Annotated in this window: 19 protein-coding genes; 12 read left to right on the top strand and 7 right to left on the bottom strand. The window is 63.0% G+C overall.

Annotated features, from left to right (window positions below; all coding sequences use genetic code 11):
- The 3 genes from HMPREF1022_RS08940 to HMPREF1022_RS08930 form a co-directional block, all read right to left on the bottom strand.
- Positions 1 to 1,298, bottom strand: a 1,298-nt coding sequence (locus HMPREF1022_RS08940) for a hydantoinase/oxoprolinase family protein (protein ID WP_009302849.1), incomplete at its 3' end; no start/stop codon positions are given.
- Between the two features lie 441 nt (positions 1,299 to 1,739).
- Positions 1,740 to 3,716: an Hsp70 family protein gene (locus tag HMPREF1022_RS08935; protein ID WP_009302848.1), complete on the bottom strand. Its 1,977-nt coding sequence runs from the start codon at positions 3,714 to 3,716 to the stop codon at positions 1,740 to 1,742.
- On the bottom strand, positions 3,713 to 4,795 hold the full coding sequence (locus HMPREF1022_RS08930) for a hypothetical protein (protein ID WP_008682001.1): 1,083 nt from the start codon (positions 4,793 to 4,795) through the stop codon (positions 3,713 to 3,715). Before HMPREF1022_RS08930 ends, HMPREF1022_RS08935 begins: the two co-directional genes overlap by 4 nt.
- Before the next feature lie 262 nt (positions 4,796 to 5,057).
- Between HMPREF1022_RS08930 and HMPREF1022_RS08925 the strand changes: the two genes are divergently transcribed.
- From HMPREF1022_RS08925 to HMPREF1022_RS08895, 7 genes are all read left to right on the top strand, one after another.
- Positions 5,058 to 5,978, top strand: a complete 921-nt coding sequence (locus HMPREF1022_RS08925; RefSeq protein WP_008682003.1) for a branched-chain amino acid transaminase — start codon at positions 5,058 to 5,060, stop codon at positions 5,976 to 5,978.
- Positions 5,979 to 6,064: 86 nt separating this feature from the next.
- Positions 6,065 to 7,966 carry a DNA polymerase III subunit gamma/tau gene (gene dnaX, locus HMPREF1022_RS08920; RefSeq protein ID WP_009302847.1) on the top strand — a complete coding sequence of 634 codons (1,902 nt, stop codon included), beginning with the start codon at positions 6,065 to 6,067 and terminating at the stop codon, positions 7,964 to 7,966.
- 21 nt (positions 7,967 to 7,987) lie between these two features.
- Positions 7,988 to 8,299 (top strand): YbaB/EbfC family nucleoid-associated protein, encoded by a 312-nt coding sequence (locus HMPREF1022_RS08915; RefSeq protein WP_008682006.1) that lies wholly within the window; start codon positions 7,988 to 7,990, stop codon positions 8,297 to 8,299.
- A gap of 6 nt (positions 8,300 to 8,305) precedes the next feature.
- Positions 8,306 to 8,914: a recombination mediator RecR gene (recR, locus tag HMPREF1022_RS08910; protein ID WP_009302846.1), complete on the top strand. Its 609-nt coding sequence runs from the start codon at positions 8,306 to 8,308 to the stop codon at positions 8,912 to 8,914.
- 456 nt (positions 8,915 to 9,370) lie between these two features.
- A complete protein-coding gene (locus tag HMPREF1022_RS08905) occupies positions 9,371 to 10,183 on the top strand; it encodes a ZIP family metal transporter (protein ID WP_008682010.1) in 813 nt (270 codons plus the stop codon).
- Positions 10,184 to 10,690: 507 nt separating this feature from the next.
- Positions 10,691 to 12,289: a methyl-accepting chemotaxis protein gene (locus tag HMPREF1022_RS08900; RefSeq protein ID WP_009302845.1), complete on the top strand. Its 1,599-nt coding sequence runs from the start codon at positions 10,691 to 10,693 to the stop codon at positions 12,287 to 12,289.
- A 362-nt stretch (positions 12,290 to 12,651) separates the two neighbouring features.
- Complete coding sequence (locus HMPREF1022_RS08895) at positions 12,652 to 14,334, top strand: methyl-accepting chemotaxis protein (protein ID WP_009302844.1); 1,683 nt, start codon at positions 12,652 to 12,654, stop codon at positions 14,332 to 14,334.
- A 124-nt stretch (positions 14,335 to 14,458) separates the two neighbouring features.
- Here the strand turns inward: HMPREF1022_RS08895 and HMPREF1022_RS08890 are convergent, their stop codons facing one another.
- Complete coding sequence (locus HMPREF1022_RS08890) at positions 14,459 to 15,298, bottom strand: split-Soret cytochrome c (RefSeq protein WP_009302843.1); 840 nt, start codon at positions 15,296 to 15,298, stop codon at positions 14,459 to 14,461.
- Between the two features lie 333 nt (positions 15,299 to 15,631).
- Here HMPREF1022_RS08890 and dnaK point away from each other — a divergent pair, with 333 nt between their 5' ends.
- From dnaK to gatA, 4 genes are all read left to right on the top strand, one after another.
- Positions 15,632 to 17,551 carry a molecular chaperone DnaK gene (dnaK, locus tag HMPREF1022_RS08885; protein WP_009302842.1) on the top strand — a complete coding sequence of 640 codons (1,920 nt, stop codon included), beginning with the start codon at positions 15,632 to 15,634 and terminating at the stop codon, positions 17,549 to 17,551.
- Positions 17,552 to 17,923: 372 nt separating this feature from the next.
- The gene (locus HMPREF1022_RS08875) at positions 17,924 to 19,330 is read left to right on the top strand and encodes a hypothetical protein (RefSeq protein ID WP_009302840.1); all 1,407 of its coding nucleotides are present in this window, start codon (positions 17,924 to 17,926) and stop codon (positions 19,328 to 19,330) included.
- 26 nt (positions 19,331 to 19,356) lie between these two features.
- A complete protein-coding gene (gene gatC / locus HMPREF1022_RS08870) occupies positions 19,357 to 19,653 on the top strand; it encodes an Asp-tRNA(Asn)/Glu-tRNA(Gln) amidotransferase subunit GatC (RefSeq protein WP_008682021.1) in 297 nt (98 codons plus the stop codon).
- A 10-nt stretch (positions 19,654 to 19,663) separates the two neighbouring features.
- A complete protein-coding gene (gene gatA, locus HMPREF1022_RS08865) occupies positions 19,664 to 21,130 on the top strand; it encodes an Asp-tRNA(Asn)/Glu-tRNA(Gln) amidotransferase subunit GatA (protein WP_009302839.1) in 1,467 nt (488 codons plus the stop codon).
- 78 nt (positions 21,131 to 21,208) lie between these two features.
- Here the strand turns inward: gatA and HMPREF1022_RS08860 are convergent, their stop codons facing one another.
- Positions 21,209 to 22,393, bottom strand: a complete 1,185-nt coding sequence (locus HMPREF1022_RS08860) for an aldo/keto reductase (protein WP_009302838.1) — start codon at positions 22,391 to 22,393, stop codon at positions 21,209 to 21,211.
- 189 nt (positions 22,394 to 22,582) lie between these two features.
- Positions 22,583 to 23,344: an SDR family NAD(P)-dependent oxidoreductase gene (locus tag HMPREF1022_RS08855; protein WP_035061069.1), complete on the bottom strand. Its 762-nt coding sequence runs from the start codon at positions 23,342 to 23,344 to the stop codon at positions 22,583 to 22,585.
- A 199-nt stretch (positions 23,345 to 23,543) separates the two neighbouring features.
- Between HMPREF1022_RS08855 and HMPREF1022_RS08850 the strand changes: the two genes are divergently transcribed.
- The gene (locus HMPREF1022_RS08850) at positions 23,544 to 24,467 is read left to right on the top strand and encodes an AraC family transcriptional regulator (protein WP_009302836.1); all 924 of its coding nucleotides are present in this window, start codon (positions 23,544 to 23,546) and stop codon (positions 24,465 to 24,467) included.
- Positions 24,468 to 24,825: 358 nt separating this feature from the next.
- On the opposite strand, the gene HMPREF1022_RS08845 is transcribed toward HMPREF1022_RS08850, so the two are convergent.
- Positions 24,826 to 26,112 carry an L-cysteine desulfidase family protein gene (locus HMPREF1022_RS08845; protein ID WP_009302835.1) on the bottom strand — a complete coding sequence of 429 codons (1,287 nt, stop codon included), beginning with the start codon at positions 26,110 to 26,112 and terminating at the stop codon, positions 24,826 to 24,828.
- Positions 26,113 to 26,379 lie beyond the last annotated feature (267 nt).

Genomic DNA, 26,379 nt, shown 5'->3' with positions numbered 1-26,379 from the left:
GCGGCCTTGAGCGCGGCCAATGTGTAGATGGGCCGCGCGTTGACCGCGTCGATAAGTTCATGCGCGGCCCGCGTGACCCGCGCCAGGGCGTCGTCCACGGCCTTTTGGGCCAGGACGCGGGGTTCCAGGCCGCACAAGACCGCCAGGGCCGCCACGCCGTCGCGCGAGGCGGCCACGTTGCCCCGGTCGCCTGAGGCGCTGTTGCCGTCCAGCGCATTCAGCGCGTCCAGCAGGGTGGGCCGAACGCCGCCGAAGGCCATGGCCGGGCCTTCGCGCAGGGGGCCTGTCCGCACGCGCGTCGCCGCGCCCGTGCCCTCCACGGTGAGCAGGGAATCCCCGCCCACGCCGATGGACGTCGAGGCCAGAGCCCGTACCAGAGTGCGGCGGCCCTGCAACAACATGCCGTCACGGTCGATCACCGGCGAGCCGTCGGCGAACAGGGCCATGTCCGTGGTGGTGCCGCCCATGTCCAGCAGCAGGGAGCAGCCCCGCCCCGCTTCCGGACAGAGGGCCATGACGCCCATGACGCTGGCCGCCGGGCCGGACAAAATGGACTGCACCGGCTCGCGCCGCGAAAGGGATACCGGCACCGCGCCGCCGTCGGCCTTGAGCAGCCGGGTGGCCGCATGGATGCCCGCGTCGGCCAGGGCCGCCTCCACGGCGTCCAGAAAAGCGTTGTGCAGGCGCTGCACGGCCGCGTTGTAATAGGCCGTGGCCACCCGGCGGGGAAAATTGAGCCGTCCCGAAAGCCGGTGCCCCAGGGTGACGGGCAAGCCTGACGCTTTGGCCACTGCCGCGCCCATGACACGCTCATGGGCCGGATTGCGCGGCGAAAATTTGCCCACGCAGGCCACGGCGGCCACGCCCGCGTCACGCCAGGCCGCCGCCTGCCGGGCCAGGCCGTCCGTTTGCAGGGGACTCACTTCCACGCCCCGGTGGTCCAGGCCGCCGGGCGCCACGCAGACATGTTCGCCCAAGGCGAAGCGCGCGGGGTTCAGGCCCGGCCCGGCGGAAAGCGCCAGCCCCACCGTGTCGGCCCGGCCCTGCACCAGGGCGTTGACCGCCAGGGTCGTGCCCAGGGTCACGCGCTCCACGGCGGCCAGGGCCGCCGCTCCGTCGCTTCCCGGCTCTCCGGCCAGAGCCGCCAGCACTTCCCGCACCGAGGCGGGCAGATCGTCATGGCGGGTTTTGACCTTGGCCGAGGCCGCCAGGCGCAGATCCGCCCCGTGGCCGGTGATCAGCACCGCGTCGGTATGGGTGCCGCCCGCGTCAATGCCCAGTACTGTGCTTGCTTTCATGCTCGCTCCGCCTGTGAAGTATGCTTGCAGTGCGCCGGAGCATACGCCATGCCGCCCCGGCGGGCCAGAGCTTTTCCACGCGCGGGACCGCGCAAACACACCTCATTTGCATATCCCCTGCCATCGTTGCATGTCGCGATTATCCGGGAAAAACAGCCTTTCGCGCGCTGCCTGCGTCATCCGCCGCTTTTTGCTGCTCACGTACCTGAGTACGTTGCGCGCAAAAAGCGGCGTTTTCCTTGGCAGCGCGCGAAAATCTTATTCTTCTCCGGATTCTTCCGACACCAGCCATCCGCCTGCGCTCCGCTCCGGCGGAGTCAAGGTGGCGTTGCCCAATTCTGAAGAGGTGAGTCATTATGAGTATCAATATATTGAATAAATTGAGTTGGGTATGACGTGGCTCGTTTTTTAGATGCGCCTGGCCTGCGCGCGGGACCGCCCCTACGGCCGCGCGCAACGCACCTGATTCAGCACCGTCAGCCGGGCCAGCATGGAGGTGAGGGCGTGCCGGATTTTGCGTTCCGTCTCGTCGGCCAGGCCGTCCTGAACTTCCGCAAAAGCCTTGCCCAGGGCCTCTTCAATATAGGCCTTGTTTTTTTCAATGATCTTCCGGCGGTTCTTTTCCGTGAGAAAAAATTTGGGCAGTTTCCGCTTCCACAAAAAATTTTTGGCCACTTTGCCCAGGCCCCAGGTGCCCGCAAAAGCCAGACTTCCGCCCAGCACGGCGGAGACGGCCTCGCCCGTGTGCGCTATGGCCCCGGCCACGGCATAGGCCGCGATGCCGGGCAGTACCGCCGTTGCCATGAAATCCATAATGTTCAGAAAGCCCAGGCGCGACACCTTGACGCTGATCGCATCGAAAAAATCCCTGCTGAGCGCCCGCGCGGGAAAGTCAACGCGCGGCACGAGAAAAACGCCGTTCCGCCGCAGCCAAGCCCGGAAACGCTGCCGCAGTTCGTACTCGATTTCCGCGCGCAGCGCTTCGCTTTTTTCCTCGATGATGGTCAGCAGCCCCGCGTCGTTCCGGATGTTGTCCGCAAAGGCCTGCTCCAGCTGCTCCACGGTTTTCCGGGTTTTCTGAGCTTCTTCCAGAACGGGCATGATGTCCCGGTCCACGATCCGTTCCGTGCACAGGCGCACGGCAAGCCGGGCGTGTTTGGCGAAAATCCCCTGCACGAACGCGCAGGCCTCGTCCGCAAAGGCTCCGGCCTTTTCCTCCAGCAGCAGCCGGACAGCGGCGTGCGACTCGGAAAGCACCGGGTAAAGGGCAAGCCCGTAGGCAATGTCCTCATAGGTGCGCCCGCTCATGCCGCAGCTCGCGGCGGGAAACACCTCTTTCACCATGTCCCTGACGAAAAACCAGCGGCTGCTGCCGCCCGTGAGAATGACCTTTGAAATATGCCGGTGATCGCGGATGGAATGCAGAATGCTCCTGAACCAGGAGAGCAGGCCGATCTGTTTGCCCCGCAGCATATCCTGGGCCTGCGGGCTCAGGCCGCCCCTGTCGGCATATTGGCCGAGCATGGCCAGCAGGCCGTCCGTGGCCGTGTAATTTTCCGCATCGCGGATGAACGCTTCGCGCGTGTAGTCATGGATATAGGCGTCTTTTCTGATTCCGTACGCGTCGCGCCACGAGGCGTGCAGGCTGACTTTGCAATTTTCATCCCGCGCCGCCGCGTCTGAAAAACGCTCCTTCTCGGCTTTGCACTGAATCCAGTGGATGTAATATTCACAGCCGGAGCCGGGCAATTCTTCCCGGAACAGCGCGTTGTCCCGGCAAAACACCTGAAACAGCAGATCGTCGAACAAACGCCCGCCGAACAGCGGGTCGCCGTCGTTCTGAAGCACGTCCATGCTTTCGAGGAGGGTGAAGTCACAGGTGCCGCCGCCGAAATCCAGAATGAGCACTTCGTTTTCGATGTCGTCAATGTCGATGGCTCCGGACTGGAGGCAGGAGATCATGGCCGCGTCCGACTCCCTGACGAAGGTGGGCCTGGGCCAGCCCGCGCGCACAAAGCATTGGGCCAGATTGAGGCCGAAATCCTCCCTGGTCCGGGATGGCGTGCCCACATAAACGCGGGTGTCCGGCTCCAGCACGCCGTCGGGCAGGGCCGCGCGCAGCTCATGCAGGAAATCCGTCATCCAGCGCATGGCCTCGGAGCCGCCGTGGACAATCTCGGGCTTGAACTGGCTGCGCAGGGTCCGCGAGGCCAGCCGGGCGCGGTTGGTGTGGTACTCGCTCTCCGCGATATTGCCGATAAGGCAGGGCTTGTCGTCCTGATAGAGAACCACCGTGGCTATGCAGCCGTTTTCATCGCTGATGCGCGGCAGCGTCACGGGCGCGGGCGCGGCGTCCCCTTTTTCCACGCCGTAGAGATAGGTATTGGTGGTTCCGAGATCAATGCCGATGATTTTCATTTGCCGCTCCCGGTCTCCCGCTGCACATAGCCCTTGACGATCTTTTCATCCGCCGCATAGGCGCGCTTGAGAATGCGGCAGCGGTCCCCGTCCCGGACCAGCCCGATCATATCGTAGAATTTTCCGTGTTCCGCGTCGTTCCAGACAAGGTATTCGTCCGTAGCGGCCCCGGGCGCGGCGGTCACATAGCCCACGGCCGCCAGCTTTTCAGTCAGAAATTTTCTGGTGTCCGGGTCAAAGGAATCCAGCATCTCAATGACGTCCAGGGCCAGAAGACAATCGCTTTTGGGGCATTTTACGGAACTCCGGTCCGGATGGACGCCGGGTTGCAGCGCGGCCAGTTCGGTCTCCAGGCGTTCCAGCTCCTCAAAAAAGGCGAGCAGGAAGCGCACCCGCTCCTCAGCCTGTTTTCGCAGGGAATGCCTGAAAGCGGTCACGTCCAGGGCGGTGACTTTTTTGGACAGAAAAACGAACAGAAAAGCGGCCCCCAGCAGCAGATACCAGCGTTTCAGCAGGCTCGGCGCGCCCCCGCTTCCAAAGACCGCCCGTTTGATCCCGGCCCAGGAGGTCAGCTGGAGCATGCCGGTCAGCAAATCCACAGTGAATTTCGCCAGGGTTCCGAGCCCCAGAAAAGCCAGCAGCCGGAAGCGCGCCTTGGGATTGGCCGACAGATATTCGGACACGTAGAACATGCCCCAGACCGTGACCACCCGGATGATGTCCCCGCCCATGCCCAGCCAGCCGAGCATTGTGGACAGAAGGCCGCCCAGCAGATAGCCGAAAAAGACGATGCCGCCCATGGACAGAAAGGAAGAGCGCTTCTGGTACAGGGATTCGGTGGAAAAGTCCGGCATGTTCCGGGCCAGCTCCCACTTGAGGTCGTCGCCCGGAATGCCGCCGCGGGCGTCGGGCCGCGTGACGGGCCGGGCGCAGAGTTCGATGAGCTCGGTCTTCAGATCATATAAAAACTGTTGATGCTGGGCGTATTCCCTGGGAAAAGAAACTATTTTTTCCACCACGCCGTCGGCCAGCCGGGCGGCGCGTTCTTCAAGTTCATGGGTTCGTTCCTGTGGTTCCATCTGTCGGGCTCCCGTAAAAATTCATACCGCAATCCGGATTCGCGGCGTGGCCGCCGCATCTTTCAAGTTATGATAATTCCGCCTATATCCCGCGCAAGCCCCGAGGGCAATGTCCGTCGGCGGCACATCCGTTCCGGCGGGGCCGCCGACAATGCTTGCCATGCGCGCCGCTTTTCAGTAAATTTTTGCCCTTGCGCGGCCGCGCGGGCAAAGGCCCGGTCCGGCACAGCGCTCCACCCAGCGGCTCTTTACGAGGTTAGCCATGCAGACAATGAAGTTCATCTGGTTTGACGGGAAAATGGTTCCCTGGGATCAGGCCCAGGTTCATGTGCTCACCCACGCCCTGCACTACGGCAGTGCCATTTTCGAAGGCATCCGGGCTTATGCCTGTGTCGACGGCACCTCCGCGGTCTTCCGCCTGCAGGACCACTGCAAGCGCATGCTCAATTCCGCCAAGATCCTGCGCATGGAGCTGCCCTACAGCGCCGACCAGCTGGCCGAAGCCTGCATTGAAACCCTCACCGCCAACAAGCTGCCCGAGGGCTACATCCGTCCTCTCTCCTTTGTGGGCCACGGCGAAATGGGCGTTTACCCCGGCAACAACCCCGTCCAGACCATCATCGCTGTCTGGCCCTGGGGCGCGTACCTGGGCGCCGAAGCCCTGGAAAAGGGCATCCGCGTCAAAACCAGCACCTTCGCGCGCAGCCATGTGAACACCTGCATGTCCAAGGCCAAGGCCTCGGGCAACTACATCAATTCCATCCTGGCCAAGATCGAGGCCAAGGAAGAGGGCTTCGACGAAGCCGTCATGCTGGACACCGGCGGCTTCGTCTCCGAAGCCACGGGCGAAAACATCTTCATCGTGCGCGACGGAATCATCAAAACCACGCCCCTGACCTCCATCCTGGGCGGCATCACCCGCCAGTCCATCATGGCTCTGGCCCGCGACCTGGGCTATACTGTGGAAGAGCAGCAGTTCACCCGCGACGAGTTCTATATCGCCGACGAAGCCTTCTTCACCGGCACGGCGGCGGAACTCACGCCCATCCGCGAACTGGACCACCGCCTGATCGGCGCGGGCCACGCCGGTCCGGTGACCAAGCACCTCCAGAAGGAATTCTTCAAGGTGGTCAAGGGCGAGAATCCCAAATATGCGGGCTGGCTGCACCATTATACCGTGTAACGGGTAAAAAACTGTTTCCCAGCTTTCAGGCGCGGCCGGACGCCGTTTTCCGCCGTCCGGCCGCGCCTGGGCAATGACAGGGTTTCATGAAGCATCTTTCTCTTGCGGCGCGTTATCGCCCCCAGACCTTCGCCCAGGTGGCCGGACAGGACATGGTCAAGGCCGTGTTGTCCCGCGCCGCCGCCGAAGACAGGCCCGCGGCGGCCTATCTGCTGAGCGGCACGCGCGGCGTGGGCAAGACCACCATTGCCCGCATCTTCGCCAAGGCCCTCAACTGCGAGCACGCGCCCGGTCCGGAGCCCTGCAACGAATGCGCCCAATGCCGCAAGATCACCCAGGGCGCGCATGTGGACGTCACTGAAATCGACGGCGCTTCCAACAACAGCGTGGAAGACGCCCGCTCCCTGCGCGAGACCATCGGCTACGCGCCCATGGAGGGCCGCTACAAGATTTTCATCATCGACGAAGCCCACATGCTCACCCGCAACGCCTTCAACGCCCTGCTCAAGACGCTGGAGGAACCGCCGGAACGCGTGGTCTTCATCTTCGCCACCACCGAGGCCCACAAATTCCCGGTGACCATCGTCAGCCGCTGCCAGCATTTTGTGTTCCGCCACTTGAGCGAGGACGCCCTGGCCGAGCACCTCAGTTCCGTGCTGCGCAAGGAAAAAACGGAGTTTGAGGAAGGCGCGGTGCGTCTTCTGGCCCGGCGGGCGGCGGGCAGCGTGCGCGACGGCATGTCCCTGCTGGATCAGGCCCTGGCCCTGGGCGGCGCGAGCCTGACCACGGCCGCCACCCGCGAAGTGCTGGGCCTGGCCGGGCAGGAGTTGTTCAGCCAGCTGTTTGAAGCCCTGCACGGACGCGACTGCGCCGCCGTGGCCGCGCTTTCCCGCCAGATTCTCCAGCAAGGTGTGGACATCGGCTTTTTCGTGCGCGAGCTGGCCGGCAACCTGCGCAATCTTTTTCTGCTGCGCCAGAGCGGTTCCGCAGTGCTGCCCAGCCTGCACCTGCCCGCCGACGAGGCGGCCTTCCAGCTGGAGCTGGCTCCGCGTTTTTCCGCCGGGCATCTGCACGCGGCCTGGCAGATGACCCTGGACGCCCAGCGCGGCATCGTCCAGAGCCCGGAGCCAGCGGCGGCCCTGGAGCTTCTGTTGCTCAACCTGGCGCTGCTGCCCCAGTTGCTGCCGTTGGAAAAACTGCCGGAAGCGGCTCCCGCGGCTGCGGTCCCGGCCGATGCGCCCATGCGGGCCGCGCCCGCAAGCGGGAATTTCGCCGACGCCCCGCACCCCGAACGGCCCCGGCAATCCGTGACGCCTTCGCAGGCCGTTCCGCCGCAGCCGGACGCAACGCGCCCGCTCTCCCGGCCCCGTGCGATGGAAAATGGCGGCGCGGCACCCGCGCAGGGTCAGGCGGCAGGCCGGGCAACGGAACAGACAACAAATTCGGCAATAGATTCGGCGACAGACCCGGCCGAGGCGGAGGGCCCCGAGCCCGCGCCGACGCCCGCTTCCGATTCGGCGTCAACGGCCTGTTCGGCCCGTGCCGCGCACGAGGCGGAACAGGAACCCGCAGCTGTCGCCCCGGTTGCCGAAACAATGGAGGCAGGACCGGACGCCGGGTCAGCGCCCAGGCCTGATTTCAAGCCGGACTGGCAGGCTTTTTGTGAATTTTGCGCGGCCGAGCAGGCCGCCGGGAGGCCCGCGCCCCCGCCGCACCTGCTGCGGGGCCTGGGCGTGGACTGGCAGAGGGACGTTCTGCGTCTGACGCCCAAGGCCCAAACGCTGCTTCATCAGTTGGAGAAGCAGCGTGCCGTGCTTGAAGCGGCCTTGGCGACTTTCGGCGCGGGCGTGCCGCGTCTGGAGCTTATTGTCCCGCGTCCGCCGCGCGGTGAAGCCGAACTCATTGAGGAGTTCAGCAAAAAACCCGAGTTGCAACCCTGCCTGGAGGTGCTCAAGGCCTCCATTGCCCATTGTACGGAAATCAAATAAAGAAGCCCCGAGGAGACGAACATGCGGAATATGAACGATATCCTGCGCCAGGCGCAGGTCATGCAGAGCAAATTGTCCAAACTCCAGCAGGAAATGGCCGAGCGCTCCTACGAAGCCGCCAGCGGCGGCGGCATGGTCAAGGCCGAAGTTTCCGGCAAGCAGGAGCTGCGTAAGCTGACCATCGACCCCAAGGCCCTGGAAGGCGGCGACGTGGAAATGCTTCAGGACCTGATCCTGGCCGCCGTCAATGAGGCCGGGCGCATCGCCCGCGAGACCATGGAACGCGAAATGAACAATATTTCCGGCGGGATCAAGCTGCCCGGAGTGTTCTAGGCCCCCATGCACAGCCGCATTCCCGAACCGCTCAAGGCCCTGGTGGAGCAGCTCGCGCGCCTGCCGGGCCTGGGGCCCAAATCGGCCATGCGCGCGGCCATGACCCTGCTCAAGTGGCCGGAGGCCGAAACCCGCCGCCTGGGCCGGGGCATCCATGACCTGCGTGACAATCTGCACCTCTGCTCGCGCTGCGGCGGCCTGTCCTCCACGGACCCCTGCGCCGTCTGCGCGGACGCCGGACGGACGCGCGAGACGCTCTGCCTGGTCACTGAATGGGACAGCATGCTGACCCTGGACGAGGGCGGCTTTTACCGGGGGCAGTACATGATTCTGGGCGGCCTGCTGGCCCCCCTGGAACGCATGGATTCGGAAAGCCTGGATCTGGACCGCCTGACGCGGCGGCTGGACGAGGGCGAGGTGACGGAGCTGATTCTGGCCCTGGGGGCGACCCTGGAAGCGGAAAACACGGCCTCCTTCATCCGCCAGATGGTGCGCAAGCGCTTTCCTCAGATCCGTGTTTCGCGTCTGGCCCAGGGCATCCCCCTGGGCGCGGAGGTCAAATACATGGACAAGGAAACATTGCGCCAGTCCCTGCAATACCGGCAGGACCTCTAGGGACTGTTTCTAAATCGGTTCTCTTACCTTCCGGCTTCGCCAAACCACGCTTTTTACTCCAGTCGAGTACCATTGAGAGTACACTCTTTTCGTAAAAAGCTCGTTTTCCTCGCTGGAAAGGCAAAATTCCTCAATTTAGAGCAATTTCAACGTGAAATTGCTCTAACGCCGCACACCGTGCGGCGCGCCGCGAAGGGCGTGGATTCCGGCGAAGCGACCGAAGGCAGCCCGAAAGGCTGTCCCCGTTGGCGACAGCGGAGCCATACAGGGATCGACAGCAACGATAACCACGTTTTTCGCCAGAATGTCGACTTTGAAATTTGTAAAATTTCAAAGTTAATCCGCTCTGGAAACAGTCCCCGGAGTGTTTCTAAGGATATATTCGGTCGGAAAGGAAATACGCCCGACTGCGGATACTGAACTTCCGGCGCGAGGGCGGACATTCAGGGGGAATCCATGACGATTGCTTCCCATCCCGTTTTCCAGGCCCTGGTGGCCGGGCTGCTTTCCTGGTTGTCCGTAAGCCTGGGCGCGGCGCTCATCTTCACCCGGCGCGAATTCTCGCGCCGGGCCATGGACTGCCTGTTGGGCGGGGCCGGGGGCATGATGCTGGCCGCGGCCTTTTTCGGCCTGTTGCAGCCCGCGCTTGAGCTCGCCGCGCATCTGGGCCGTCTGACTTTTGTGCCCATTGTGTCCGGTCTTCTGTTGGGTGCGGCCTTTCTCTGGTGTCTGGACCGCGTGCTGCCGCACATCCATATGTTGCAGGACACGGCCGAGGGCATTTCCACCAGCTGGCGGCGCAGCATCCTGCTGGTCACGGCCATGGCCCTGCACCACATCCCCGAGGGCTTGGCCATCGGCGTGGGCTACGGCGCGGCAGCCGCGGAAAGCGTGGCCTCCCAGGGCGCGGCTTCCGGCCTGGCCACAGCGCTGGTGCTGACCTTTTCCATCATGCTGCAAAACGTGCCCGAAGGCTTGGTGGTGTCCACCGCATTGCGGGCCGAGGGTTTTTCCGCGCGTAAATCCTGCTTTTACGGCGTGCTCTCCGGCCTTACCGCCCCTCTGGGCGCGGTGCCGGGCGCGCTGGCCGCCGGCATCACCGCCGGGCTGCTGCCCGTGGCTCTCTCCTTCGCCGCCGGGGCCATGATTTACGTGGTGGTGGAAGAAGTCGTGCCTGAAGCCAATGCTTCGGGCAACGGCAACCTGGCCACGATTTCCTGTATCGCGGGCGTCTGTCTGGTGATCATGCTGTCCGCGCTGGTGGGCTGACGCCGCACGCTTATGGCCCAAAGAGTGTTTTTCTTGCCAAAAATCCTCTTCCGTATAAAGATTTATCAGTAACAACCGAAAAAACATCTGAGGCACCCAATACACTCCGACATAAACGGAGAGCCACGGCAGCTTGTCTGCCGCCACCCATAACATAGTTTTTCTATATGAAAAATATCCACTCCCTTCCGCTGATATCCGAAGACGACGTGCGTGTCCGGCGCGCTGTCATGCAGAATGCCGAAGAGAGAGAGAGAGAGAGAGAGAGAGAGAGAAGGCGCTGCTGCCTGAGGACGCTGTGGCTGCCGCTCCGGCACACGCATCTCATTTATCCTTCAGATCTAGACATCCCGAAACAGCCAGCCGACAGGGCACCGCCGCGCGAGTTTGCAAAGACCCGCGCCGTGGAAGCGCGCCATGTCAAAGGAGGTTCACAAGCGGTTCCAGCCGCGCACAGCTTTAGCCTAATCCCGTGTCACCTGCTGTCCAGCACTTGAGGGAATCTGTATGCGCTTTACTCTTAGTACCACTATGGTCCTTGCCCATATCTTTGGCCTGATTCTGGCCTGCACGGCGTTGTACATCAGCGGCCGCATCTGTCTGGGCGACGCCCTGCCGGGCCCGGATCTGGCTGCCGCCTTGTTTCCCGGCATGGTCGCCGTCGCGCTTCTGGCCGGAATAGGTTCACTGTTTATTGTCAACCGGTTACGCCCCCTGAAAAAAATGCTGCAGTACGCCCGGACCGTCGGCGCGGGCGACAGCACGGCCAGCCTGGACGTGGAGAGTTCGGGCAACCTGAAGCCGCTTGCCGAGGCCATTCGGACAATGGCCGAAACCTGCGACGGTCGGTCCCACTGGTACGCGAGTATTCTCAACACCCTGCCCTGGGCCATTTCGGTCACGGACATGGATATGAACTGGACTTTCTGCAATACGGCCTCGCTCAAATCCATGAACAGAACTCATATGGATGAGGTACGCGGCCTGCACTGCTCCGAAAAGAAAGGCAACATTTGCAACACGCCCCAGTGCGGCATCGAACAACTGCGCCTGGGCAACAAGCGGGTCATCAACAACATGCCCAACGGCAAGACCATGCAGATCATGCTGGATTACCTGTATGACGCATCCGGCACGCCCATCGGGCATGTGGAAACCGGCGAGGACATCACCGAAAAAATCCGCCTGGAACAGGAAAGCAAAACAGCCGCCGCCACGGCCCGGGCCGCCATGGTGGCACAATTGGAAGGTGTGGTCAGCACGCTCAACGAAACCGCCGAGGCGCTGCATTACTCCCTTTCCGGCGTCAAGGACCAGGCCGGGGTGGCCGCCGCCCGACTGGCCGAAGCGGCCACGGCCATGAACGAAATGAATTCCACGGTGCTGGAAGTGGCGGGCAATGCCTCGGGCGCGGCCGACGCTGCCACGTCCGTCCAGGGCCAGGCCCATGAGGGCAACAGCCTTGTCCTCCAGACCATTGAATGTCTGCAGACGGTACGGCAGCAGTCCGCGAGCCTCAAAAACGATATGCAGGGTCTGGACAAACAGGCCAGGGATATCGGCACGGTGCTCACCCTGATCCGCGACATCGCGGACCAGACCAACCTGCTGGCGCTCAACGCGGCCATTGAGGCGGCCCGCGCGGGCGAGGCCGGACGCGGTTTTGCCGTGGTGGCCGACGAGGTGCGCAAGCTGGCCGAAAAAACCATGAGCGCCACCCGCGAAGTGGAGTCCGCCATTGAATCCATCCAGGAGGGCACCAACCAAAGCGCCGCAACCGTGGACAGCGCCGTGGCCGCTATTGAGAAGGCCGGACACATGGGCGAGGAATCGGGGCATTCTCTGCAACAGATATCCGCTTTGGCCGAGGATTCCAGCAGTCGCGTGTCGGCTATCGCCACCGCCGCCACGGAGCAATCCGCCGCCTCCGAGGAAATCAACCGGAACATTTCCGAAGTGAACCATCTGAGCGCGGACATCGCCGAAGCCATGGAAGGAGCTTCCAGCCAGGTACGGGACATGGCCGAGCAGGCCCATGTGCTCAAGGACATTCTGGACGCCATCCGCGCCCAAGGCGCGGATCGGGCCGATACGGCCGCGAGTTGAACCTGTCTGTCGGGCGTCGTGATATCGGACAGACGAAAGTAATTTCCGCCTTTTCGTAAGCTATCCTTACCGTTGGTCGTTATCGGCAACCGCAGGGCCGGGGCGCAGTCGTCCTGGCCCTTTTTATCCTCTTTGAAGAAACGCCTGAAAATGCGCCCCACGTCTGGACGTGAGCGCGTTCCTGCCGCATACTCACAAAAAAATCTTTCCCTGGTATCATGTTTTTCGGACAGCGTCCGAAAAAGCACTTATCGGCAACGATATGCTGGTTGTGCTTTATTTGGATCGCGCATCATGAAATGTCGTATCACGCCGTTCCAAGCGGCCTTTGCTTCCGGGACCGCAGAAGCCAAGGAGGTTTCATGCGTCTGAGGCTCAGCACCAAAATTATTATTGCGTTTGTCGTCGCCATGCTCCTGGCCTGGGCCGGGCTGCTGGTCATCGGTTACGCCCTGGTTGGACAACCCTTCCATGAAATGCTGCATTTCCAGCAGAGCCTGGAGGCCACCGAGCTGATTGCGAGTTCCGCGCGTGAAAGCCTGCTGTACAGCCTGGCGTTCATCGCGCTCATCGCGGTTGTGGGCGGCGTGTTCATCCATCGTCGGCTCAGTCCCATTTACACCCTGGTGGCCTATGCCGACGCCGTCAGCCGGGGCGAAGAGACGGAACTGGAATTTTACCGCGCGGACTGCCTGGGTCACTTGGCCGAATCCCTGCGGAACATGGTAGGCAAGCTGCGCCACCAGGCCCACTGGTACGAAAGCATTCTCAACAGCATGCCCTACTCCGTGGCCGTCACGGACCTGGACATGCATTGGACCTTCTGCAACACGGCGGCGCTCAAATCCATGGGCAAGGCCTCGCCCTCCGAGGTTCTGGGCCGGCATTGCTCGGCCCGCAAGGGCAATCTCTGCGACACGCCCGACTGCGGCATTGAATGCCTGCGCCGTGGGCAGAATACGGTCATCAACCATATGCCCAACGGCAAGGCCATGAAAATGGTCATCCACTATTTGCTCGACCCCCAGGGCACGCCCGTGGGCCATGTGGAGATGGGCGTGGACATCACCGAGGAACTGCGCCTGAAGCAGGTGGAAGACAACTCCAGGCGCACCCGCATTTCCGTAAACGCCCGCCTGAAAAAAGTGGTGACCGGGCTCAACGCCGCGGCCGAAGCCCTCAGCGCCCAGCTGGGCGACACCAAAGTCAAAAGCGATCAGGTGGCCGAACGCATGGCGGAGACCGCCACTGCCATGGAGGAAATGAACTCCACGGTGCTGGAAGTGGCGGGCAATGCCGAAAGCGCGGCTCAATCTTCGGTCTCGGTGCAGGAAAGGGCCCAGAGCGGTACGGGCCTGATGCTGCGCACCATCGAGAACATCAAATCCGTACAGGAACGCTCTTTGGGCCTGAAACAGGATATGGCGGGCCTGGACCAGCAGTCCCGCGACATCGGGACGGTGCTCACCCTGATCCGCGACATCGCGGACCAGACCAACCTGCTGGCGCTGAACGCGGCCATTGAGGCGGCCCGCGCGGGCGAGGCCGGGCGCGGCTTCGCCGTGGTGGCCGACGAGGTGCGCAAACTGGCTGAAAAGACCATGAACGCCACCCGCGAGGTGGAATCCGCCATAGAGGCCATCCAGCAGGGTACGGACAAAAGCGCCACCACGGTGGAAGACGCCGTGGCCGCCATTGAGGAAGTGACCGGCATGGCCCAGGATTCAGGCCGCTCGCTGGAAGAGATCTCCGCCTTGGCCGAGGATTCCAGCAGCCGCGCGGCGGCTATCGCCACCGCCGCCACGGAGCAGTCCGCCGCCGCCGAGGAAATCAACCGGCATATTTCCGACGTGAACGTCCTGAGCGCCACCATGGCCGAAGCCATGAAAAAGGCCGCCCTGGAAGTACGGGAAATGACGGATCAGGCCCATGTCCTCAAAGAACTGCTGAATGAAATCCGCGTGGAGGAAACCGAAACAGCCGCCGCCCTGCAGAGTGAAGACGGGCCGCGCGAGCTCAAGGCATCCCCCGCTCCGGCTGTCTGACCGGCGGCGATTGTCGCAACATCATTAAATACGCAACGCAAGAGGCCGGAGCATTGCTCCGGCCTCTTGCGCTTTTCAGGTCGCGTCGGCAGTGCCGACGCTCGCGGAGGTCCGCATCCCTCTCCTACGGGTGATCCTTGAACTTGTCCGCCACAGCCTTGCCGCCGCTGTGACAGGGGGTACAGTCCATGACGCCCTTGCTCCAGTTGGCCTCGTTGCCCTTGGTCATGTGGCATTCGCCGCAACCGGCCACGGCCTTCCGGATCGGGAAGGTGCCCTTGTAATTCTTGCCCTGCTCGATCTTGGCGTTCATGATTTCAATGGCCTTGCGGCAGACGTCGGCGGTGAGGCGGCCGCAGCGTTCGCTGCGTTGCTTGCTGCTGGCCTCAATCTTGTTTTCGTAACACCATTTGGATACCGAAATATGGCAGAGCACGGAATCCGAAACACCGGTGGGCAGGGCTCCCTTGAAGCCCGTGGCCGCGTCGCCCGGATTGTAGATGGGCAGGGCCGTGGTTTCATACCAGCGGAACAGCTCGTTGACCATGGGGGTGCGCTCCTTGCGGCCCCAGAACAGGGCAAAGGCCGCCGCCGCTCCGTAGAGCGCGCCGCAGATGGTCCCCCAGTCGGAAATGCCGCCCTTGTTGGCTTCCAGCATGGTAAAGGGAAACTGGTTGTACGGCGCGCCGAATTTCTCGCCCATCATCCCGATGATGCCGTAAAACGCGCCGTAACCGCAGGCATAGCCCTTGTGCCAGTAGCCTTCATAGGCCACGGGCGCGCATTCGTCCGCATTGAGTTTGTGCGGCTGCCAGCCGAACTCGCCGCCCACCTGGGCGAAACGCTCACCGGGAGCGGGCGCGGCCTGCGGCACGGCCAGAGCCGGAGCGACCAGCCCCGCCACGGCGCCCCCCACAGCCAGCCCTCCAAGTCCACAAAGCAGATGCCTTCTGTTGCAGTCCATTATGCCCTCCTCCTTTTTTGTAGGAATCCAATCCCTATTGTTAAAAAAATCACTAGCATTGCATGGAAAAGCGAGTCAACGGAATCCCCACGGAAAACAGGTTTTTTTGTAAAAATTTTCCGTCCGGCACTGGACGCGGCCGAAGAAGGACTTACATTCTTTTCCGCGCGGCACGGCCGCCTGAAACTTTGTATTTTTCAACGTCCGCCGGCAGCCCCGGAACAGGCGGATTCGCCCGCGTCGGCAGCCTGACGGAAGAGAGCGCCGACGCCGTCCGCGACGCGGGAAACATGATTTCGACAAGACTTATATTTCCCTGAGGAGGATACACATATGTCCAAAATCATCGGTATTGACCTGGGTACCACAAACTCCTGCGTTTACGTCATGGAGGGCAAGGACCCCAAATGCATCACCAATCCCGAAGGCGGCCGCACCACCCCTTCGGTGGTCGCTTTTACCGACAAGGAACGGCTGGTGGGCGAAATCGCCAAGCGCCAGGCCGTGACCAACCCCAAACGCACCATTTTCGCCATCAAACGCCTGATGGGCCGCAAATTCGACAGCCCTGAAGTCGACCGCTGGAAAGAGCATTCCCCCTATCTCATCACCAAGGCCCCCAATGACGACGCCGGGGTGGAAGTGGACGGCCGCATCTACAGCGCGCCCGAAATTTCGGCCATGATCCTGGCCAAACTCAAAGCCGACGCCGAAGCCTATCTGGGCGAGCCGGTCACCGAAGCGGTCATCACCGTGCCCGCCTACTTCAACGACGCCCAGCGTCAGGCCACTAAGGACGCCGGCCGCATCGCCGGTCTGGAAGTCAAGCGCATCATCAACGAGCCCACGGCCGCCTCCCTGGCCTACGGTTCGGACAAAAAAGCCAATGAAAAGATCGCCGTCTTCGACCTGGGCGGCGGCACCTTCGATATTTCCATTCTGGAAGTGGGCGACAACGTCGTGGAAGTGCGCGCCACCAACGGCGACACCTTCCTGGGCGGCGAAGACTTCGACCAGCGCATCATCAACTGGTTGGTGGAAGAATTCAAAAAAGAAAACGGCATTGATCTGTCCAAGGACAGCATGGCCCTCCAGCGCCTGAAGGAAGCCGCGGAAAAGGCCAAGAAAGACTTGTCTACGGCCATGGAGACCGAGATCAACCTGCCCTTCATCACCGCCGACCAGAACGGCCCCAAGCATCTTCTGATCAAGCTCAGCCGGGCCAAGCTGGAATCCCTGGTCAGCGATCTTGCGGATCGTACCATTGAGCCCTGCAACAAGGCTCTGACCGACGCCGGCCTTGACCCCAACCAGATCGACGAAGTCATCCTGGTCGGCGGCATGACCCGTATGCCTCTGATCCAGCAGGTGGTGGGCAAATTCTTCGGCAAGGAGCCCAACCGCTCGGTGAACCCCGACGAAGTCGTGGCCATGGGCGCCGCCATCCAGGGCGGCATCCTCACCGGCGACGTGAAGGACGTGCTGCTGCTCGACGTGACGCCGCTCTCCCTGGGCATTGAAACCATGGGCGGCGTGTTCACCAAGCTTATTGAGCGCAATACCACCATCCCCACGCGCAAGAGCCAGATTTTCACCACGGCGGCGGACAACCAGCCCTCGGTGTCTATCCATGTGCTCCAGGGCGAACGCCCCATGGCCAATGACAACATGACCCTGGCCCGCTTCGACCTCACCGGCATTCCGCCGGCGCCGCGCGGCGTGCCGCAGATCGAGGTCTCCTTCGACATCGACGCCAACGGCATCGTCAACGTCTCGGCCAAGGACATGGGCACCGGCAAGGAACAGTCCATCAAGATCACGGCTTCCTCCGGCCTGTCCGAGCAGGACATCCAGCGCCTGGTGCGCGAGGCCGAAGCTCACGCCAGCGACGACAAAAAGAAGCAGGAGCTCATTGAGGCCCGCAACCATGCCGACAGCCTGATCTACGGCACGGAAAAATCCCTGGCCGACCTGGGCGACAAGGCTGACGCCGCCGTGAAGAGCGACATCGAAGGCAAAATCGCCTCTCTGCGCAAGCTCATGGAAGGCGAGGACGCCGCGGCCATCAAGAATGCCACCGAGGAACTGGCCAAGGCTTCGCACAAGCTGGCCGAGCAGCTCTACCAGCAGCAAGCCCAGCAGAATGCCGGGGCCGCGGGCGGCCAGCCCGGCCCTGACGCCGGAGCGGGCGCTTCCTCCGCCAGCGGCAACGACGACGTGGTGGACGCCGATTACACCGAAGTTAAGAAATAAGCTCAGGCCGGGTTGCCCGGCTTGCCAGTAGGCTTCCGCTGTACTAAAAAGGTCTGACCGTAAAAGGTCAGGCCTTTTTTATTTCCGGAGGAGCCGCCATGCGTAGCCTGCGTCATTTTTTGCGTTTCTGTACCCCTGCCCTGTTGATCGCGGCCTTTTTCAGCTTGGCCGCCTGCCGCCAGGGGCCCCCGCCCCCGCCGGACGGGCATCCTCCGGCCGCCCATAGGCCCGCGCCGCAGCACCGCCCGGATCAGCCCCGGCCGCCGCATACTCCGGGACAGGCCCCCAATGCGCCGCGTCCCGATTCGCGCCCTGATTCAGGCCCCGGCGACCCGCACAAGCAGCCTTCATACCGGACAGGCAGGTAGGCGTATGTCCGTCCAGCCAATTTTCTTCCCCCGCCAGGCTTTCCTGCGGCTGTCCCTTGTCCTGCCCGCGCTGCTCATGCTGGCAGCCTGCCAGATGCCGTTCGGCAAACGCGATACCGCGCAGATCAGGCCCGCCACGCCCGCCGCGGCTCAGGGCCCCTGTGTGGTCCTGGCCCTGCCCGCCTCGGGCCCGTACGCGCCCATCGGCGGCAAGATCAGCCGAGGCGCGGGTCTGGCCCGTCAGGAACTGGCCGCCGACGGCATCAAGATACGTCTGGAAACCGTGAATACCGAAGCCCCGGACTGGCTGAGCAGGCTGTCGGCCCTGCCCCCGGAATGCGCCGTGGTGGGCGGACCGCTGCAGGCCCGCAACTATGCTCAGGCCCGTTCCGCCGGAGCCGTGGACCAACGGGCCTTTTTCACCTTCCTGCCCAGTCTGGAGCAGGGCGACGAGGGCGCGCGGGCCTGGCGCTTTTTTCCCAGCCCGCAGGACCAGATCGACGCCCTGATCAGCTTTGCCACAAACGATCTGAACATCCGCACTTACGGGGCATTCTATCCCACGGACGCCTACGGCGCGCGCATGACCGGCATGCTGGAGCAGAGCCTCGCCGGCCAGAACATGGTGCTGCACAAGGCCTCCTATGATCCGGCGGACGTCAGTTCCTGGAGTACCGCCGTGGCCCCGCTGATCAACGCCACCCAGGCCGAGGGCAGCAGCACGCCCGTGCCCCAGACCGCCTTTGAGGCCCTCTTCCTGCCCGATTCCTGGAAAAGCATGGACATGCTGACAACCAGCCTGCTCTATAACGGAGAAGACCGCCTGGTGCTGCTGGGCACAACCCTCTGGGAGCAGAGCCTGTCCGGCAAGATAGTGCCCAATGCGGAAAAATACGCGTTGGCCGTGTTTCCCGGCGCGTGGAACGCCGCGCGTGCCCCGCGCGCCCTGCAGGCACCGGGCAACGACTTCTGGGTGGCCCTGGGCTATGATTTCACCCGTTTCGCCGTCAACCTGGGACTGAATTCACGCCTGAGCGCGCCGGAAATCACTGCCAGGGCCGGGCGCGCCGCGCAGATGATCCGGGCCATGGCCCCCATCACCTGGGACAGCGCGGGCGTGGCCCACCAGCAGCTCTTCATCTTCCAGGCCTCGCCCTCGGGCATGACGCCGCTGGACTTGGGGCAGTTCCAGCAAACCCGCGCCGCCGTGCTGCAACGTGCCGCGCTGCGCATGCAGGGCCTGCCCGCCGTGGACGCCGAGGGCAACCCCCTGGTGCCCGGCCTGCCGCCCGCCGCCGGGCAGACGCCGGACCAGAGCGGAACGGTCCAGCCCGGCGCGACGCCGTCGGCGCTGCCCCTGAGCAGCACCCCGCAACCTTCGTACAAACTGCGCCTGCCCACGCGGCGCTGAGACCGAACACGGAATAAGGATTGATCATGGCAGAACCTAACAACATCAGCCGGGAGGAAGTGGCGCACATGGCCGCGCTTTCCCGGCTGCGCGTCAGCGACGAGGAACAGAAACTCTTCGCCCGCCAGTTCGGGGACATTCTGGGCTACATGGATGTGCTCGCACAGGTGAACACCGAGAATGTGGACCCCTTGTACAGCCCGGTGCAGCACGCGGCCGAGGGCCGCGAGGACCGGGCCGTCAACCGGCGCTCGCGCGAGGAAGTGCTGGCCAACGCGCCGGAAGCGGACGGGGAATACTTCATCGTCCCACGAATCGTATAAGGACAGTTACATGACCGAGATCTGTTCGCTTTCGCTCACGGCCGTTGCCGGGGCTTTGCAGAAAAAGGAAATCAGCGCCGTGGAAGCCGCGCAAGCCTGCCTGACGCGCATGGAGGCCACGGAACCCCGGATTGCCGCCATGCTGCGCGTGGACGCGGAAGGCGCGCTGGCGCGCGCCCGTGAGCTGGACGCGGCCGGGCCGGACCCGGCCCAGGCGCTCTGGGGCGTGCCCGTGACCGTCAAGGACGCCCTGTCCACCAAAGGGCTGCCCACCACTGCGGGTTCGCGTATTCTGGCAGGTTTTGTGCCCATCTACGACGCCTTTGCCGTGGAAAAGCTGCGCCGGGCCGGAGCCGTGCTGCTGGGCAAGGCCAACCTGGACGAATTCGCCATGGGTTCGGGCACGGAAAATTCCGCCTACCAGAAAACCCGCAACCCCTGGAACACGGCCAAGGTGCCGGGCGGCTCCTCCGGCGGTTCGGCGGCCTCGGTGGCGGCCGGGCAGTGCTTCGCCTCGCTGGGCACGGATACGGGCGGCTCCATCCGCCAACCCGCCTCGTTCTGCGGCTGCGTGGGGCTCAAGCCCACCTACGGCAGGGTGTCCCGCTACGGGCTCATCGCCTACGGTTCGTCCCTGGACCAGATCGGTCCCCTGACCCGCTCGGTGGAAGACTGCGCCCGCGTGCTTTCGGTCATCGCCGGACACGACCCGCGCGACGGCACCTGCGATCCCCGGCCCGTGGAAGACTACGCGGCGGCCCTGCCCCGGAACGGCGCGGACCTCAAGGGCGTGCGTCTGGGCCTGCCCAAAGAATTCTTCGGCGACGGCCTGGCCCCGGAAGTGCGCGCGGCCTGCGAAGCGGCCATTGCGCGCGCGCGGGAGCTGGGCGCGGAACCGGTGGAAGTGAGCCTGCCGCATACCGACGCGGCCATCGCCACCTACTATATCATCGCCATGGCCGAGGCCAGCTCCAATCTGGCCCGCTTTGACGGCGTGCGCTACGGCCGCCGCGCCCCGGACGTGAAAAATCTGGAAGAGCTCTACGTCAAATCCCGTTCCGAGGGCTTCGGCCAGGAGGTCAAACGCCGGATCATGCTCGGAGCCTATGTGCTCTCCTCCGGCTATTACGACGCCTATTACCGCAAGGCCGCCCAGGTGCGCCGCCTGATACGCGACGAATACCTGGCCGCCCTGGAACAGTGCGACGTCCTCTGCGCTCCGGTTTCGCCGGTGACGGCCTGGGATCTGGGCAGCCATGCCGCCGATCCGCTGCAGGCCTACCTCATGGACGCCTACACCCTGTCCCTGAATCTGGCGGGCCTGCCCGGCCTGTCCCTGCCCGTGGGCCTGGGCGCGGAAAGCAAGATGCCCGTGGGCCTGCAACTCATCGGCCCGGCCTGCGGCGAAACCCGCCTTCTGGGCATCGGGCATGCCCTGGAGCGGGCCCTGCCGGGCATCGGGCGGCCGACGCTGTAGAGCCAGGGTTCCTGTTCAGGTTCAGGATGCCGATAACGGCCCGGGGAAAAATATCTCCGGGCCGTTATCGGCAGAGGGTCAGCTTTTTTGGATCTGTTGCTGTTCATGGGCGGGATAGCGATCGCCCATGACGGCAATGACGGCGAGTTTCCGCTCCAGTTTATCCCAATCAACGCCGGGAATCGTCACCTCGGCCGCTCGTAGATTTTCTTCCAGGTGTGCGAGCTTCGTCGTGCCGGGGATGGGCACGATCCAGTCTTTCCGGGCCAGCAGCCAGGCCAGGGCCACCTGCGCTGCCGAGAGCCCCCTGGGGCGGCCGAAACGACGCAAGGTCTCCACTATGGGCATATTGGCCCGCATGGCTTCCGGCGTGAAACGCGGCAGGCTGCCGCGATTGTCATTACCGGAATCGAAGCGGGTGAATTCGCAGAGATCACCGCCGAGATAGCCCCGATTCAGAGGACTGTAGGGCACAAAACCTATGCCCAGCTCTTCGAGCACGGGCAGGACATCTTTCTCCGGCTCGCGCCACATGAGATGCCATTCGCTCTGCACCGCCGTGACAGGCTGCTCCGCATGGGCGCGGCGGATAGTTTCCGGTCCCACTTCACACAGGCCGAAATGCCTGACCTTCCCCTCCCGGATCAGGTCCCCGACCGTTCCGGCCACGTCTTCAATAGGCACGGCGGGGTCAAAACGGTGCTGGTAAAAGAGGTCGATGGCGTCAATCCTGAGCCGCTTCAGAGAATTTTCGGCCACCTTCCGGATGTTCTCAGGGTGACTGTCCAGCCGGCCCTTCTGATATCTCCCGTTGACGATGCGGTGCCCGAATTTGGTGGAAACGGCCACCTTGCCCCTGTATGGAGCAAGCGCTTCGCCCACCAGAGTTTCATTGGAAAGCGGGCCGTAAACCTGCGCCGTGTCGAACAGGGTGACGCCATGCTCCACCGCCTGCCGGATGAGGGCCGTCATGGCCTTTTTGTCAGGTGAGACGCCGCGGTTATAATCGGCCCCCATGCAGCCGAATCCCAGAGCTGAAACCTCCAGGGCGGCACTGCCGCTGCCCAGAGTCCGGCGTTTGCGTATCAGGGGCATATCCACGCTCCCGGCGGGAGAAGCCGGAGATGTGGCAAGACCTACTCCGGGCAGACCCATCAGAATAGCCGGAACCGCAAACAAGGCCGCTCCAGCCTTGAGCAGGCCGCGCCTATGCACGGCCGTGCCGCCCTTCCACGCTGCGGCGTCGTGACGTTGTGTTTTCATGATATGCATCTCCCTTTCTTGTCGATAACAGACTTCAATTTCCGCTGACGGAGAAACAGCCCCTAGAGCGTTTTGAGATTAAAAATATCTCAACGCCCGGTGCGGATTTTCACGGAAAATCCGCACCGCTAAATTATCGCAAGGTGAAGTTGCTTCGCCGTTAAGCGATAATTCCAAGCGCAGAATGCTCTATTTGGCCGTATAGCCCCCGTCCACCACGATGGCCTGACCGGTGACGAAACTTGCCCCTGAACCGCACAGCCAGAGTACGGCCTCGGCGATTTCCTCGGGCCTGCCCAGGCGTCCCATGGGAATTTCGGCGATCAGGGCGGCCTCCAGCTCTCTGTTGCCGTCAAGCAGCGCCCCGGCCATCGGAGTGCGGATGACGCCGGGGCATATGGCGTTGATCCGGACGCCTTGCCGCGCATAGTCAAGAGCGGCCGTACGCGTGAGCCCGATAATGCCGTGCTTGGAAGCAATGTAGGCCGCCTGTCCGGGAAATCCCGTCACTCCGCCCTGAGAGGAGGTATTGACGACGGCTCCGCCGCCATGTCCGAGCATCCAGGCGATTTCGTGCTTCATGCAATTCCATGTGCCGCGCAGATTGACGGCAACAGTGCGGTCGAAATCCCCGGCGGCCATGTCCGCTGCGGGAATCTGCGGCGTCTGAATGCCGGCATTGTTGAACGCCGCGTCCAGGCGGCCGAAATTGTCCACGGCGGCCTGAACCAGATTCGCCGCCTGTGCGTCGTCCGCGACATCGCAGGTCAAGGCCACGGCCTTATGTCCGGCATCCGCCAGTTCGCGGGCAGCCCGCCGCACCGGGTCCTCCCTGATGTCGGCCATGACGACGGCAGCTCCCGTTCGGGCGAATGCCCATGCGGCGGCCAACCCTATGCCCTGTCCGGCCCCGGTGATCGCAACGACCTTGCCTTCATATTCCCTGTTCATGTCCACCTTCCGTATGTTGTGATGACGCCTTCCTCGGCGGAATTCCTGTTCCTCCGCTTCTCGGGGCACCATAGGTCGCCCCTTCTCCGGCGGGTAGACACAAATGAGGCGAAATACTGCCTGATCCTCCACAGATGACGGATGACCAAAGTTACGGTATATGGAAGACATGGCTGACGGAAGAACAAGGAGACAGCTGATGCAAAGAGCGCCCGGAGAACTTGAAAGCATCAACGAGGAGTTGAAAAAATCCATCTTGCGCCGTCTTCCCCAGCCCGGAGAGTGGCGCTCCGGCGTGGCTGGCCTGACGCTTGTGCGGCGGGAGGACGCCAACAGGCTGCACACATTTTACACTCCGTTCATCGGGGTAACGATACAGGGCGTAAAGCATACTGTTCTGGGCAGGGAAGAGTATCACTACGGGGCCTGTCACTGTTTCGTGACAGGAGTGGACATGCCCAGTGAGAGCTATGTCAGCGCAGCCTCTCCGGAAGAGCCGTTTTTAGCATTATCCATTGATTTGAATCGGACCGTCATCGCTGATCTGATCGCCGGCATGCCCCCCGCTCCTTCGCCCGGAGATGAGAAAATCGGGGCCGCCGTGGAGAAAATTTCACCCAAGGTGCTGCTGGCCTTTCTCCGTTTTGTGACTCTGCTTGACGAACCGGATGAAATTCCTATTGTCGCGCCGATACTTGTCAGGGAAATACATCACCGCCTGTTGCTCGGGCCGCAGGGCGGATGGCTGCGATCCGTTTGCTCGCTGGGCACAAAAAGCAATCATATCGCCCGGATCATCAGCTGGTTACGCGACAATTTCCGCGCCCCGCTGCATGTGAACGAGCTGGCGGACATGGCCCACATGTCGCCCTCGGCCTTTTTCCGGCATTTCAAGCAGGTGACGACGCTCAGCCCCCTGCAATACCAAAAAACGCTGCGCCTCTATGAGGCCAGGCGTCTGATGCTGACGCAAGGGCTTGATGCGACCGGTGCGGCATATGACGTGGGTTATGAAAGCACCACGCAGTTTATCCGCGAATACAAGCGGCAGTTCGGCGAACCGCCTCTGCGTCATATCACGCGATTGCGCGCGGAAACGACGGCTGACGGAGGAGCGCAATAACGGAATCCCCAGAGCATTTCAACGTTGAAATGCTCTAACGCTGAACACGGTGAGGCGCACCGCAAAGACCGGCCCGACGGGCGGCCCGTAGGGCCGTGCCTGTGGCCCAAAGGGCGTACAGGCATTGAGAGCAACGCGGCGTGGATTCCGGCAAAGCGACCGAAGGCAGCCTGAAGGGCTTTGTCCCTGTTGGCGAGAACGGAACCATACAGGGATCGACAATAGCGATAAGAGTGCTTTTTGCCGGAATGACTCCTTTAAAACGTGTAGCGGTTCAAAGCTAATCTGCTCTAAAAGAGCAAGGCCCGTGTCGGACACGGGCCTTGCTCTTTTGGGGATTCCTGGAATGAAACCGGCGTTATTTCTTGTGCAGCATGATGTCCAGAATCACCTTGTCCGTCTCGCGCATGCCCGTGGAGCCCAGACGCCCCAGATTGGCGATGCAGATTTCAATGTCCGCGTCCACGATGCCTTCGTTGCCGGGCACGGCGGAACCCTCCATGGCCAGCATCACGGCCTGGATGCCCGCCCCCACGGCCGAAGCCACCTTGAGCGCGCAGGAGCTCTTGGCCCCGTCGCAGATCATGCCCGCGATGTTGCCTACCATGTTGCGCACGGTCATTTCCATTTCCTTCAGCCCGCCTCCCAGCAGCATGGCAATGCCGCAGGCCGCGGCCGTGCCCGCCACCATGGCCCCGCAGTGGGCCGAAAGCCGCCCGAGATGGTGCTTGATGTGGATGGACGCGAGGTGGCTCATGATCAGGGCGCGGGCCAGCTCCTCGTCGCTCTTTTCCTGGCGGATGGCGCAGGCCACCACCGGCATGGTGCAGGTGATGCCCTGATTGCCGCTGCCGGAATTGCTCATGACCGGCATCATCACCCCGGCCATGCGCGCGTCCGCCGCGGCCGCCGTGAGTTTGACCGCGAAAGTGGGCATGTCGTCGGCCAGGATGCGCCGCCGCACCTGGGCGTCCATGTTTTTGCCCACGGCCAGGCCGTACTGGCGGGTCAGGCCTTCCTCGGCCACTTGGCGGTTCATGCGCGCGGCCTCCAGAATGAAGGCAATGTCCTGCAACGGGGCCGTGGCGGCGAAGTCGTAAATACCGGCCAGGGTCAAAGGCCAGCCCTCCCCGGCGGCGCTCCGGTTTCCCGCCCCGGCGGCATCTTCTTTCTCGAAGATCAGCTCACCGTCGCGCCAGACTCTGGTGATATTGGCGTGGCTGTCCCGCAACTCGGCCTTGGCCGTATGCCCGGCGGCCGCCGCGGTCACCGTGCAGTACAGCAACAGATCGTTGCCCGGCAGCTTCAATTCCACCCGGCCGGCCTTGAGCATGGCCCCGGCCGCGTCCACCTGGGCGGGCGTCAGGTCCCGCAGGCATTCCAGCCCCAAGGCGCTCTTGCCGCCCAGCGCGCCCGCCGCCGCCGCGATGTTCAGGCCCATCTCGCCGGTGCCGGGCACCATGACGCCCATCCCGTTCTTGAGCAGATTGGCGCTGACCTCCACACAGAGACGCTCCGGCACGGCTCCCAGGGTTTCGGCCGCCTTGGCCGCCGTGAGAGCCACGGCGATAGGTTCGGTGCATCCCAGGGCGGGCACCACTTCCTGGTGGATCAGATCAAGAAAGGCTTGCTTGGACGGGCACATGCGTTCTCCCTGGTATCTAGAGCAGATTAACTTTGAGAATTGACATTCTCAAAGTTTGCGCTGCCCGCAACCTGCGGCGGGGACGCGGTCCCACCTTGGCTTCTGGCGCGGGCGTCCACTTTCGTAGCCGCCAGAGCAGTTTAACTTTAAAAGTTAAGCTACTCTAATTTTTCAAATTAGACACACAAAACCCCACGGGTTTTGCGGCGGCGTAGCCGCCGTGGGGCAGCGAAAAACCACGCTTTTCCGCTGACGATCCTGCAAAAA

Origin of the sequence: Desulfovibrio sp. 6_1_46AFAA, assembly GCF_000224635.1 — a bacterium.
GTDB classification, from domain to species: domain Bacteria; phylum Desulfobacterota; class Desulfovibrionia; order Desulfovibrionales; family Desulfovibrionaceae; genus Desulfovibrio; species Desulfovibrio fairfieldensis.
Note: the sequence above shows the minus strand (reverse complement) of the source record. Positions and strands in the feature narration are given on the sequence as shown.

Excerpts from the sequence above, each read along its gene's own strand:
- HMPREF1022_RS08905 (WP_008682010.1), top strand. The coding sequence starts at position 9,371 with ATGACGATTGCTTCCCATCCCGTTTTCCAGGCCCTGGTGGCCGGGCTG.
- dnaK (WP_009302842.1), top strand. The coding sequence starts at position 15,632 with ATGTCCAAAATCATCGGTATTGACCTGGGTACCACAAACTCCTGCGTT.
- gatC (WP_008682021.1), top strand. The coding sequence starts at position 19,357 with ATGGCAGAACCTAACAACATCAGCCGGGAGGAAGTGGCGCACATGGCC.
- HMPREF1022_RS08875 (WP_009302840.1), top strand. The coding sequence starts at position 17,924 with ATGTCCGTCCAGCCAATTTTCTTCCCCCGCCAGGCTTTCCTGCGGCTG.
- gatA (WP_009302839.1), top strand. The coding sequence starts at position 19,664 with ATGACCGAGATCTGTTCGCTTTCGCTCACGGCCGTTGCCGGGGCTTTG.
- HMPREF1022_RS08850 (WP_009302836.1), top strand. The coding sequence starts at position 23,544 with ATGCAAAGAGCGCCCGGAGAACTTGAAAGCATCAACGAGGAGTTGAAA.
- recR (WP_009302846.1), top strand. The coding sequence starts at position 8,306 with ATGCACAGCCGCATTCCCGAACCGCTCAAGGCCCTGGTGGAGCAGCTC.
- HMPREF1022_RS08890 (WP_009302843.1), bottom strand. The coding sequence starts at position 15,298 with ATGGACTGCAACAGAAGGCATCTGCTTTGTGGACTTGGAGGGCTGGCT.
- HMPREF1022_RS08845 (WP_009302835.1), bottom strand. The coding sequence starts at position 26,112 with ATGTGCCCGTCCAAGCAAGCCTTTCTTGATCTGATCCACCAGGAAGTG.
- HMPREF1022_RS08895 (WP_009302844.1), top strand. The coding sequence starts at position 12,652 with ATGCGTCTGAGGCTCAGCACCAAAATTATTATTGCGTTTGTCGTCGCC.
- HMPREF1022_RS08860 (WP_009302838.1), bottom strand. The coding sequence starts at position 22,393 with ATGAAAACACAACGTCACGACGCCGCAGCGTGGAAGGGCGGCACGGCC.
- HMPREF1022_RS08915 (WP_008682006.1), top strand. The coding sequence starts at position 7,988 with ATGCGGAATATGAACGATATCCTGCGCCAGGCGCAGGTCATGCAGAGC.
- HMPREF1022_RS08925 (WP_008682003.1), top strand. The coding sequence starts at position 5,058 with ATGCAGACAATGAAGTTCATCTGGTTTGACGGGAAAATGGTTCCCTGG.
- HMPREF1022_RS08935 (WP_009302848.1), bottom strand. The coding sequence starts at position 3,716 with ATGAAAATCATCGGCATTGATCTCGGAACCACCAATACCTATCTCTAC.
- dnaX (WP_009302847.1), top strand. The coding sequence starts at position 6,065 with ATGAAGCATCTTTCTCTTGCGGCGCGTTATCGCCCCCAGACCTTCGCC.
- HMPREF1022_RS08855 (WP_035061069.1), bottom strand. The coding sequence starts at position 23,344 with ATGAACAGGGAATATGAAGGCAAGGTCGTTGCGATCACCGGGGCCGGA.
- HMPREF1022_RS08930 (WP_008682001.1), bottom strand. The coding sequence starts at position 4,795 with ATGGAACCACAGGAACGAACCCATGAACTTGAAGAACGCGCCGCCCGG.
- HMPREF1022_RS08900 (WP_009302845.1), top strand. The coding sequence starts at position 10,691 with ATGCGCTTTACTCTTAGTACCACTATGGTCCTTGCCCATATCTTTGGC.